Annotated in this window: 10 protein-coding genes and 1 pseudogene; 2 read left to right on the forward strand and 9 right to left on the reverse strand. The window is 58.2% G+C overall.

The window, feature by feature from the left end; all coding sequences use genetic code 11:
- The first annotated feature begins 8 nt into the window (after positions 1-8).
- Entirely contained in the window at positions 9-347 is a 339-nt protein-coding gene (locus CIT25_RS05765) for a hypothetical protein (protein ID WP_095483598.1), read from the forward strand.
- A 34-nt stretch (positions 348-381) separates the two neighbouring features.
- On the opposite strand, the gene CIT25_RS05770 is transcribed toward CIT25_RS05765, so the two are convergent.
- From CIT25_RS05770 to CIT25_RS05800, 5 genes are all read right to left on the reverse strand, one after another.
- Positions 382-753: a helix-turn-helix transcriptional regulator gene (locus tag CIT25_RS05770; RefSeq protein ID WP_095483599.1), complete on the reverse strand. Its 372-nt coding sequence runs from the start codon at positions 751-753 to the stop codon at positions 382-384.
- Between the two features lie 940 nt (positions 754-1,693).
- Positions 1,694-2,506, reverse strand: a complete 813-nt coding sequence (locus CIT25_RS05780; protein WP_095483600.1) for an SDR family NAD(P)-dependent oxidoreductase — start codon at positions 2,504-2,506, stop codon at positions 1,694-1,696.
- 143 nt (positions 2,507-2,649) lie between these two features.
- Positions 2,650-3,153: an SRPBCC domain-containing protein gene (locus CIT25_RS05785; RefSeq protein WP_095483601.1), complete on the reverse strand. Its 504-nt coding sequence runs from the start codon at positions 3,151-3,153 to the stop codon at positions 2,650-2,652.
- Positions 3,154-3,388: 235 nt separating this feature from the next.
- Positions 3,389-3,988 (reverse strand): NADPH-dependent F420 reductase, encoded by a 600-nt coding sequence (locus tag CIT25_RS05795; protein ID WP_245329769.1) that lies wholly within the window; start codon positions 3,986-3,988, stop codon positions 3,389-3,391.
- Between the two features lie 157 nt (positions 3,989-4,145).
- Entirely contained in the window at positions 4,146-4,880 is a 735-nt protein-coding gene (locus tag CIT25_RS05800; RefSeq protein WP_095483603.1) for an SDR family NAD(P)-dependent oxidoreductase, read from the reverse strand.
- A 268-nt stretch (positions 4,881-5,148) separates the two neighbouring features.
- Between CIT25_RS05800 and CIT25_RS05805 the strand changes: the two are divergent.
- A pseudogene (locus tag CIT25_RS05805) lies at positions 5,149-6,043 on the forward strand (LysR family transcriptional regulator).
- 511 nt (positions 6,044-6,554) lie between these two features.
- Here the strand turns inward: CIT25_RS05805 and CIT25_RS05810 are convergent.
- From CIT25_RS05810 to CIT25_RS05825, 4 genes are read right to left on the reverse strand one after another with little or no spacing between them, the layout of a single operon-like run.
- Entirely contained in the window at positions 6,555-7,625 is a 1,071-nt protein-coding gene (locus tag CIT25_RS05810; protein ID WP_095483604.1) for an adenylate/guanylate cyclase domain-containing protein, read from the reverse strand.
- A gap of 3 nt (positions 7,626-7,628) precedes the next feature.
- The gene (locus CIT25_RS05815) at positions 7,629-8,120 is read right to left on the reverse strand and encodes a Rab family GTPase (RefSeq protein ID WP_245329770.1); all 492 of its coding nucleotides are present in this window, start codon (positions 8,118-8,120) and stop codon (positions 7,629-7,631) included.
- 15 nt (positions 8,121-8,135) lie between these two features.
- Positions 8,136-10,790, reverse strand: a complete 2,655-nt coding sequence (locus CIT25_RS05820) for an OmpA family protein (RefSeq protein WP_095483606.1) — start codon at positions 10,788-10,790, stop codon at positions 8,136-8,138.
- A 7-nt stretch (positions 10,791-10,797) separates the two neighbouring features.
- A complete protein-coding gene (locus CIT25_RS05825; protein WP_095483607.1) occupies positions 10,798-11,463 on the reverse strand; it encodes a coiled-coil domain-containing protein in 666 nt (221 codons plus the stop codon).
- Positions 11,464-11,737: the final 274 nt, after the last annotated feature.

Consider the following 11,737-nt stretch of genomic DNA (forward strand, 5'->3'; position numbering starts at 1 on the left):
GAACAAGCGTGTTCCGCTTCACTCACGAGCGGGCACGGCTCGTGGAGATTGCCCGCCAGCGGTGTGCCGAGCAGGCGCGGCTGGCCAAGCTCGAAGAACAGCGGGTAGAATATCTCGATCGCAAGCTCGCGCAGGCAGAGCCGCGTGATCGACTACGGACGTTTCTGACGACGCTTCCCGCTGACCCCGTCTCCGAGGAAGCGTCTGCCTTTCATGCTTTCATCGAATGGGCCCGACCGCGGCTGAAGAAGATGGACGCCCAACTGCAACTCGCGACGATAGCCGCTGAGGCGGCGGAAATGGAAGCCTTCGCACCAACTGACGATGCCAACGGTCTGCAACGATAAGCCATCGCATCCATGGGATGCGATGGCTTCAGTGTTAGTCCGATGACCTATCAGTCTGTTTGACCGGCCGGGCTTTGCGCTGATGGACATCCGGCCCGGGCGCGATCTTCGCTCGGCCCTCAAGACAGGTCTGGCGGCGCTGCTCCAGCCACGCTTCGACCTCCTCCAGGTCCCACACGATGCATCGCGGCGTGAGATTGAAGCGGCGAGGGAATTCCTCGCGTTTTTCCATTTCATAGATCGTGCTGTCGGCGAGCGGTACGATGAGCCGGAGCTCATTCCGTCGGATGTTTCGTGGTAGCCCGGTCAGCACGGTGGCGGGACCAGAATATCCCACCGGGTCTTTGTCGTCGTAATCCTGATACGGTATCATCAGGATGCGAACGCGATCTGGCTTCTTGGTCATGTTTATCCTCCGTGGTTGAAGGATGTTTGATGCCGCTGCGGCTTTGCCTGGTCGCGTAGCTATCGTTGGTCGGGAACCTGACGGTACTTTTGGGTGTGCTCACGTTTCGAATGTCAGGCCTGGAAAGGCGGGCCGAGAGCCGATAGTAGTCGATAGATCGCTCGTGGGGGTTGGCCAAAATTTCGCCAACTAAATCAGAACGGTAGGATCCTGACGGGTCCTAGGCCGGTAGTATTTGGACGGAAAAATATTTTCTTCAGAAAATTCAATTAGTTAGCACAGGGCCGAACGATCGAGTGGGAGTGGAGTAGATTGGAGTACTGTCGGATACATTCGGAAATTGTTGGTCCCCGATAGTGGGCGATAGTTCGCGGGCGATTCTGCAAGAACGAGCAGCAGTTTTGCAGATCGGCGATAGACCTTGCGATTGTGTGTCGAGATGTTCAAGGGGATCGATACACCGCGCCGTTCACGGCACATGCTTCGGATTGGGATTGGAGCGCCGATAAAAATCCTCGGACAATAGACCTCATGTTCCGGGGATTTGTATCAGGGTCTAAGCCCGGTCGAGACCAACGAGACGAGCACAAGGCCGCCGAGCACAGCGAAAAGGGCGCCATAGCTGAATACGCTCTCGTGGCCCCGTAGTTCCAGAGTGCTCCCGCAATGAGGCTGGCGACGAGCTGCATGACGCCGACCGTCGTGCTGTACCAGCCAATGCCGCTTGCCCGCAGATGCTGGCACAAAATCCGCGGCGAACGTTGAAGTCGGCAACCGCGGCATCAGGCCTTAAAGAAGGCCAGCAGGTCCGCCTTGATGATGTCTGCGTGGGGCGTGGGCTGCCGTGCGGCAGATCCTTGTAGACCTTCGGCGTGCCGTTCTTCAGCAGCTTGGCCGACGGCGGACCTAAGTCGGCGAGCGGAACAATTTTGGCGTCCTGCTACGCGACGAAACGGACCACGCCGCCATCCACCCGTAAAGCCGCGCCGGTTGTCGCCGAAGCCTGCTCCGAGCATGCGTAGATGATCATGTTGGCTACCTCGTCGGTGGTCGCGAAGCGTTGGATGAGGGTGGTCGGACGCATCGCCTTCAGGAAGCCCTGCTCGGCTTCCTGAAGCGTGATCCCGTTTGCGTCAGCCCGCTTCGCCATGAAGTCGCCCAGGATCTCAGAGCGGGTGGGTCCCGGCAGGACGGCGTTGACGGTGACGCCCGTGCCCGCGACCGCCTCGGCAAGCCCGCGCGAGACCGCGAGTTGAGCTGTCTTAGTCATGCCGTAGTCAAGCATTTCCTTGGGGATGTTGACTGCGGACTCGCTACTTACAAACACGACGCGGCCCCAGCCTTTCGCCACCATCCGCGGCAGATAATGACGGGTCACGCGCACGCCACTCATTACATTCAACTGGAAGAGACCAAGCCAGTCCTCGTCCGGGATCTTCGCGATGTCCTCGACGCCACTGTAGCCCCGGATGTGAGCCGTGCCCACGTTGTTCACAAGGATATCGGCGTCCGGCGCCTGCGCGATCAAGGCTTCGGCACCCTCCGTTGTCGCAAGATCGGCGGCGATACCCGAGATGTCGCTTCCGGGAAAGGCCTGTCGCATCTGCCGTACCGCCTCGTCAATCCGGACGTATCCACGGCCGTTGATGACGACCGATGCGCCGGCACGGGCTAGTCCCTCCGCGGTAGCACGGCCGATGCCTGCCGTTGACCCCGTAACGATCGCCTTGCGGCCCTTCAGTTCGATATTCATGTTATTTCATCTCCAAATTATAGGTGAACAAGGCGATCGATCCACTGATCCAGGCTGGAAGCGCAGATTGTCGCCCGTCGAGTACGGGCAACATCCGGACGAAGGCAGCGTTGGGAAGCGTGGATAGCGCCAGGACAGGGGCGTCAGCTCGCTTTCTTTGCTGCTTCAGCCTCCGCTGCGCGGGCGAGGCTTTCGACCCACTCCTGGTGATAGCGGTAGAGCGCGCCGGGATGCTTGTGCCCGAGAAGGTCCAGAAACCAGGCTCCCTGTTGCGTCTCCTCGGTCAGGACATGGCAGCCATCGTTAGTCGGCGTGATAACCCAGCCGTGATATGCGCTCGAGCCGGTCTCATCGCCGTCGACTGTCGTCGCCCAAGCGAGCCGGCGCAAGGGCTCGAACTCGGTCACGACAAGGCTCATCGGGAATCCGACGGTGACTCGACTGTACGTGGTTCCGAGCGCCAGTTCCGCCTCACCTGTCAGGATCTTGACCTGGTCTTCGGCAGGAAAGTAGCTCAGCCAATTCTCGGCATCGACGAGCAGCTTCCAGACCACTTCAGGCGGCGCCTTAACGTCGATGTCGTTCAGCGCATAGATGGCCGACGTTCTGGGGTCATACCGCTCCGGCCAGATTACATGGTCGTACATGGTTCATTTGTCCTTTTTGAACAGGTCCTGGAAGATCAATGGCGCCCAGCTCTTGTCCCGCGCCTGCACTAGCTGACCGCCTTCCGCGATCTTGCCGAGGCTAACCGGCCCATACGCCGTCAGGCCCAGCCCAACCTTCGCGACTTTGTGGCGTTCAAATATTCGGTCGCGCGCTGCTCGAAGAAATTGGCGCGCGCGACCAGTTCTCGGCGCCGATCGCACGGTCGTAGATCGATTACTGCTCCTTCTTGAACAAATCCTGGAAGATGAGCTGGCCCCAAGTGCGGCCGCGTGCGTGTACCAGCGCGCCACCCTCGTTGAGCTTTCCCAGCTTGACGGGTGCGAACCCGAGTTGTTTGGCCAAGGTCGCCACGGGAGCGATCGCGTCCTCGTCGTCGCTCGTCAGAAAGACGACCCGGTGACCGCCCTCGACGAGCGGATCGGTAGCCAGGGTGGCCGCAATCAGGTGATTGAAACCTTTCACGAGCTTGGCGCCGGTGAACGCTTTCGCGATGACGGCGGAGGACGGGAGGCCGTCCAGCTCTTCAGGGACTGGAAACATGTTCGTCGCGTCGATGACTGTCTTGCCTTCCCAGCTCGGCAGGGCCTTCGCAACCTCGCGATGCTCCCCGAACGGGACCGCCAAGATGATTGTGTCGGCCTCAAGCGCATCCCGCAGCGACTTGGCGACGACCGTGGGTCCGATCGCCCGAGCTTGCGGCGCCAACGCCTCGGGCGGACGGCGGCTCGCGACGGTCACCTTGATGTTTTTACGGGCAAAGGCGTGGGCGAGGGCCTGGCCTACCTTACCGAATCCTACAATTGCGTAGCTCATAATACTTCTCCGATCCGTGTTGGTATTGATTCCCCGGCCTTCAACGGCGCTGGGTTATCCGTTCTGCTGTGTGGCGACCTTTGCGTAGACGTCTCGCCATGAACCATGGACACGCTAGTTCCCGCCGATCAGCCGCTTCCCGCGATCCGGCGCGATTTCAGATAGCCGAGAAGCCGCCGTCGACAGACAACTCCACCCCATTCACGAAGCTCGAATCGTCTGAAGCAAGAAACAGCGCGACCGCCGCAATTTCCTCAGGACGACCCATCTTTCCCCGCGGGATCAGGGATTCGAACATCTGCTTCGCCTCCTCGGTGAGAACTTGGTCCTGCATCGGTGTGGCGATCGGCCCCGGGTGCAGCACGTTCACCCGAATATTCCTGCCCTTCAGCTCGTTGAGCCACCCGCGCGCGAATGCGTGCAGCGCCGCCTTGCTCGCCGCATACACGCTGTAACCAGGAAAACCTTTGATCGAAGCAACTGACCCGGTCATGAAGATCGATCCGCCATCGTTGAACAGCGGCAACGCCTTCTGAACCGTAAACAGCGTGCCACGCGTATTCAGGCCGAAGGTCGCATCGAAATGCTGCTCGGTAATCTCGCCCAGTGGGACGGCTTCGCCCGTGCCGGCGCTCGCGTACAGGACGTCGATCTTGCCCTTTTCCCGCTTGACTGTATCGAACAGGCGGTCGAGGTCGTCGAGATTGGACGCGTCGCCGCGCACGCCGGTCACGTTCCGGCCGATCAGCTTGACGGCCTCGTCCAGCGCCTCCTGCCTCCGGCCCGTGATGAAAACATAGGCGCCTTCTTCAACGAACCGCTTGGCGCTCGCCAGCGCCAAGCCGCTCGATCCACCCGTGATGACTGCAACCTTTCCGCCAAGCTTTCCCATGACTTCTCCTGTCGTGGTGTCGGGACAGCATCTGCCTCCGAGACCCTCGAAATGGGTCCGCCGGCGTCAGTTGTTGAGTGCGGAAGCGCGCACATCGGTGGTGCAAAATCGATCCGGCTGGACGACCGACGCCAGCCGCGACGATCGGTGTCCGCTTTTCGCAATTGGGCCGCGCTCGTCGACATAGGCTATGATGACCGCCTGTATTGCTGTTCGATGTGTTAGATACAGACTTTGGAAGGCGCACCGCGCGGTGCCGGATTGCACCATGATCGACTGGGATGACATTCGCTACTTTCTTGCCGTCGCGCGCGGAGGCTCAGTGCGGGCTGCCGCCGAGCGCCTCGGGGTGTATCACTCGACCGTGCTGCGACGCATCGCTCAGCTCGAGGAACGCCTCGGGGCGCAGATGTTCGAAAAGCTGCCTTCGGGCTACCGCCTGACGGCTGCGGGCGAGGAGGTCCTCGAGCTCGCGAACCAGATGGAAGCGTCGTCGCACCAGTTGGAGACGCGCGTCTTCGGTCGCGACCAGAGCGTGCGCGGGCTTCTGCGGGTGACGTTGGCTCCGACCCTTGCGACACACCTGCTCATGCTGGACTTCGCCGATTTCGCGCGTCTGCATCCGGACATCGAGATGGAAATCGTGTCGTCCGGCGAGCTGGCAAATCTGACCAACCGAGAGGCCGACGTGGCGATACGCGTCGTCTACGACCGCAAAACCCTGCCGCTCAATCTTCACGGACTGAAGGGACCGGAGGTGTTCGGCGGCGTCTACATGTCCCGGGATAGACTAGCCGCATGGCGTGCGGGCGCGCTTGATCCCATCCGGTGGATCGTCATAAGCATGCATGGAATTCCGGATTGGGCCAGCGAGGGTGAGGTTCGCACCACGGAGGTTCCGTTCAGGACTACGGGCGCCGACGCGCAGATCGTTGCTGTACGGCAGGGCCTCGGTCACGACACTGCCGTGCTTCGTCGGAGATGCCGACCCCCTGCTGGTGAGGGTGCCGGGCACAGACCTGCACATGTACGGAACGCTCTGGCTTCTCACACAGGGGGAAACACGCAAGACGAAGCGCGTGCGGCTCTTCACGGAGTTCGTATCCCGCAGGCTCGCCGCGTACGCTCCGCTTCTCACGGGGCTGTCCATATCGCGCGACTGACGCCCGGCAGGTCGCCGGCGACGCTTGCCGTAGTCCGGTCGGAAGCCGAGCTGCGATCGCTTGAAGCGGCGTCGTTCAATCCGCGAATGGTGCGCCGTATCGCAACCGGCGCGAGGGCCACACTACCGACGGACGACGGACTTCATCATCGCTGACGGTTTTTTTGCCAGGCTGGAGACGCCGCTTTTGCGGAGGACTCCGAGGAGAATAGACCAACCGATATCGATAGTCTGTGAAACCGAGCAAATCGCGGATCGCCGAAATTCTCCTTTGAATTCAAGAGCGAGAATTTCTGACGGATCCGGGATACGGTTCTTCATCGTCAGCGGAAAGATTTTCCTCGATGGGTCAATGCGTTCTGCTTCAGAACAATCGAGTGGGAGTAGGGGGAATCGGCGGCGATAGCGTAGGTTCGGCGGACTTTAAGCTCCGTTCCGTCCGCATTTCGGCGGTTCTGATGCCGATGGATCGAGCAAGCTGCGCTCCAGGGTCGGCATTGCCAAGCGGCAAATCAGGCCGGGAGCCGCCACATTCGTACACGACCTGTACCACGCAATTCCGTTTCCGCGAGTGGGTCGCAAGCAAAATCCGGTCCAAGCAGTTTGTGAGTTGCATCCGAAATACGGATTTCATCGGGCTCCGCGGACGTTTGAATACGTGCTGCGAGATTAACGGTCTCGCCCCACAGGTCGTAGGCAAACCGCCTTTTGCCTATGACGCCCGCGACGATTGGTCCTGAGTGAATTCCAATTCTGAGTCTTAGCGGTTCTCCTGCGAAGCGCTCGAGCTTAACCGCCTTCCGCAGTTCAAGTGCATAGTGCGCAAGGGCTTCCGCATGATCGGATCGCGCGACGGGGAGGCCAGCGACCACCATCACACAATCGCCAATTGTCTTGATCTTTTCGCAGCCGTATCGTTCCGAGAGCAGATCCGCCGCCTTGAAGAAGTAATTTAAAATAGCGAGCGTTGTCTCGGCTCCGACGCTCCGTGCTCTTTCCGTAAAGCCGACGATGTCGGCAAAAAGCACACTCACCTCAGCGTGGTTGTCTGCAATTTGTTCGTCCGCTTTTAACCGCTCCGCGATCGACGCTGGAAGAATGTTGAGGAGTAGGCTTTCGGCGCGCTGGTATTCACGCGACAATCCCTCTTGGCTCTGCCTCAACGCCTCGTTCGTCAATTGTAATTTTTCGTTGAGTTGACGCTCCCTCTCTTGCAGGAGTGTCATTTCATAAGCCTTCTGTTGAAGCCGCTGCCTATTGTCGCGTTCGGCGGTGGCGTCAAGAAAGAGCAGCCACACGCAGGCATTGTCAGCAAAAAGATGAAGGTCCGCGACACGCCCGCTGGGCAGTTCGACCATGGCCATATGATATGGCAGCTCCGGGCAAGGCAGCAAGCCTTCCATGAATTCAAGTTGCTCGGCAACAGGCCTACCAATGCGAAGTGATGAGAGTCCGTAATGTTCAACACTACCGCCCTTCGCAGCGATGCAAAGCTGGGCGTCAATTTTCAGGTATGCGACAGAATGCTCATTGTAGAAGAAATCGTAAATCCAGCTTCTGACTTCTCTCGGCAATCCATGCATGGTCTATTTGGTGACCATCGAAGCAAGCTGACGAAATGCATCATCAACATGTTCACCCGAAAGCGCGCTTGTTAGATAGATTTGCCATCCAAGTTGCCTCAGTTCGTTAATCTCACTATCCGAGATTGCCCACCGATCGGCCAGATCGGATTTGTTGAACAGCAATACAAACGGCATAGCGCCGAATTCGGCCTCGGCCCGCTCGCGCAGCGTGAGCGCCACGGCAAGTGTAGCGGCGCGGGTCCCATCGACGACAAGCACGAGCCCGCTCGCACCTCGCACATAGCTGACGCGAAATGAGCCGATATCGTCTTCGCCGGCCAAATCCCACAGAATCAGATCCACGGTTTTGTCCGGGAATGCGACGCTCTTCTTGTCGATTTTCACTCCCACCGTGGTCAAGTAGGTTTCTGAAAAGATGCTTTGCACAAACCTGCGAACCAGACTCGTCTTTCCGACAGCGAACCCGCCCAACATGCAGATCTTCTTTTGCAATATCCTGGGCTCCGCCTAGTGGAAGTTTACCGTAACCGAAACTCTGCGATTGGCGGAGCTCCCGGTTCGGCTATTCTCAGTCTCCGCCGGCTCAAAGGTGCCCGCGCCGCGAACCAAAAGCGATTCCGGAGCGACGCCGCGCTTCTTGAGAAGCGCACGAACTGTCTCGGCGCGGGCGGCGCTGATTGACGCGTTGGTCGTCTCACGGCCCACGGCGTCCGAATGGCCAGTCAACATGAACTGTGCTGTTACGCCCGCCTTGCGGGCGTCCTTGGCCAATTCCTTCAACTGATTCGCCAATTTGTCGAGAACTGGCAGTTGCTCTGGTCCCGGTACAGCCTTGCCAGAATCGAAGAAAATGTCGACCGCTTGGATAGCCTCCCTCAAACGAGTGAGTTCCTGAGGGGTCAACTCGCGCAGCTCGGAAATTTCTAGAGAGAGTCCGTCCGCGGCCAGTTGTTGGGCGGCGACCCGCGCCCGATCTATCCAGGCGGCAGGAGCCTCACCCACGAGAACGATGCGATCCTTGATGATCGAAAATCGTACTGAATCCGGCGGGGCCAGCGATGCCATCAGCCGCTTCACCACGAACTTCGGATCAAGGCTCTGATAGAATTGCCACTGCGAATGAACGCGAGCCGGATCAACCCCTGTTCCGGACAGCAGAGCCTGCGGGTCGGCGGCCTGCGGGTCTCTCAGGCCGGAAATGTAGAAATGTCCGCCCCTCGCCGTTTGTTGGGCGACGATGATCCCCGCTTGGGCCTCAAGTCGCGACACATAATGCTGCCAGTGCTCCGCCGCGCGTGCTTCGGGGCTCACATCACGAACCTTGGAGATGTCGAATTCCGGTCCGCCTGCCGAAAGCTGCCGGGCCGCTGCGCGTGCCCGATCTATCCAGGTGTCGGGAGCCTCACCCTCGGCAATGATGCGATCATTGACGATCGAAAGTCGAACTGATTTCGGTGGGGTCAGCGACTCCGTTAGCCGCTTCAGCACGAACTCCGGCTCAAGGCTCTGATAGAATTGCCACTGCGAATGAACGCGAGCGGGATCGACCTGCGTTCCGGACAACAGCGACTGCGGGTCGGCGGCAAGCGGGTCTCTCAGGCCGGCAATATAGAATTGGCCATCGCGCACCTTTTGTTCGGCAACGATGATGCCCGGCTGGGTACTCAGCCGCGACACATAGGCCTGCCAGCGCTCCGCCGCGCGTGCTTCGGGGCTCACATCACGAACCTTGGAGATGTCGAATACCGGTCCGCCTGCCGAAAGCTGTCGGGCCGCTGCGCGTGCCCGATCTATCCAGGTGTCGGGAGCCTCACCCTCGGCAATGATGCGATCATTGACGATCGAAAGTCGTACTGAATCCAGCGGACCCAGCGACGCCGTCAGCCGCTTCAGCACGAACTCCGGCTCAAGGCTCTGATAGAATTGCCAGTGTGAATGAACGCGGGCGGGATCGACCTGCGTTCCGGACAACAGTGACTGCGGGTCGGCGGCAAGCGGGTCTCTCAGGCCGGCAATATAGAATTGGCCATCGCGCATTTTTTGTTCGGCAACGATGATGCCCGGCTGGGTACTCAGCCGCGACACATAGGCCTGCCAGCGCTGCCCGGATTGCCAGGAAAGAAAGAACCAACCGCCTGCCGGAATCAAAACCAGCAGGACTGCAGCCACCACCAGCCACGGAAATCCCTGGTTTGAGTCCTCCTGCTTCAGTTCAACGCAGGTCTGCAACTGCGTCTCTACGCCGGCCAGCTGCGAACTGTCGCCGTCAAACTGCTCTAAAGCCTGTGAGCATTCATCATGGATGCGAAGCAACACATCGCGAATTATTTCATGTAATTCCTCTGGCGGATTTCCCCGGATCACCGCAACCAACGTCGCAAACGGTCCAACTTCTGACCAGAGACGAAGCTCCCCAAAACGGATAGTGTCCAGGCCGCTCTGTTCTTTCTCGTTAAATGAATCTTTCACAAAATCTTGAATTGCACTAAGCATCGAAGAAATGAGTTGAGGATCTTCGCTAGTTGCATTATCGGCAGTTACATGCGCTATCAAAAGCCCGGAATTGCGGTTAATGAGAAAGACATGTTCTACACGGTAGACAAGTGAATGCTTAAGAACAACTTCTGAGAAGCTTGCACCAGTTCTCCAAGCTTCAAATCTCCACTTGAGCCCATGCCAGGTAAATATATGTCTTAAAGTTTCATTCAGCGACTGAAAGGTCTGATCGATCTTTTCCCCGATCGACTTGCGAATTGCCGGCAGAAACACCGGGTATAATATATCCGTAAGCGTGCGCGGGCTCTTCTGGATGGACCGTTGCACGGCCCTCTCGACAGCTGGCGCAAGGGCCTCGCCGAGTTGCGCATAAGGCGCGCGTGCGGCTGCACTGGGGAGAACACCCCCAACTGCAGACGCAAGCTGCTCAGGTTCGTCGAGCAGGTGCGTAACTCGTGAAAGCTCCGAAATTTCGCGGCCGACCAGCAACTGGCGCAGCGTTTCCATGCGAGGATCGGCGGTTGGAACTCCGTCGAAACGCGCACGATAGTCCGGATCAACGTTCCGGGCAATTTCGACCAAAAGACTAGCCAGAGCCTCGCGATCAATCTCTGTATCGTTCGAAGCCGCTTGAGGAAGGCTGATTGGGTCGACGGTCGACGTCAAGTTCCGATCAACTCACTTTCCAGCTACGTTCCGAGTTGCTCTTGCTGCCGACGGGATCCTGATTTAGACATTTTGCAACCTCGACAAACAGGCCAGCCAAAAGATTTCGGTCGGTCTTGACGTTGCTGAGATCGGAAAACATTTTCTCCATTACCATCTGAATGGTTTCATTCTTTTGCTTGATTTCCTCACGCAACAATTGATCGCTTCGATTTATCCGGTCCGCAACTTCGCGCTCAAGCTCGCTCAATTGATCCGACAACGCGCGCACCTGCTTTTCAAGCGCCTGATTTTGCTCGCGAAGATTCCGGTCAATCTCCTTGTCGGCCTCGGCTCGTGCATCTTTTTCGTTCCGCAATTGCCCCGCAAGCGATTCGACCTGCTTCTTTGCATTTGACTCGTACATTTCAAGATTGCGCTTGGCCTCGGATTCGACATCCTTGAAGCGCTGCAAGAACCGTTCTTCAAGCTTGGAAAAACGGCGGTCATAGTCCTGCATCTGGTTGCCGAACAGCAGATCACGTATCTTGTCGACACCTACAGCGTCGCCTGGGCCTCCGCTCTCGCGAGCCTGGGCCGCCATGAAGGCCAGCCCGTTTCCGTCTGCATTACCTATTAGATTTACGTCCGCTTTATTTGCTGGAGAAGCGCTATTCGAAGATTCCTTGGCCATCCTTATGCCCCTTCTTTTGAACAACTGCCACAGTGCGAAACTCAGAAACGGATAAGAATGTCAGCAAAATACCCGGCTCGCAAGCCGGAATCTTCTTGGCTTAAACCAATTCGTGCGTCCCTTTTACATCTCTTGGACTAGCAGCAAATAAACGAGTTCCGACTGGTGTAGCTTTTGCATCTCTTGTTATAGAGGCCATAATCGGCTAGTCTAATCAACCATTTGATGAAATCTACTATCGAAATGAGCAATACAATATCGGGCTATAGCTACT

The sequence above is a fragment of the Mesorhizobium mediterraneum genome, from assembly GCF_002284565.1.
Lineage (GTDB): Bacteria > Pseudomonadota > Alphaproteobacteria > Rhizobiales > Rhizobiaceae > Mesorhizobium > Mesorhizobium mediterraneum.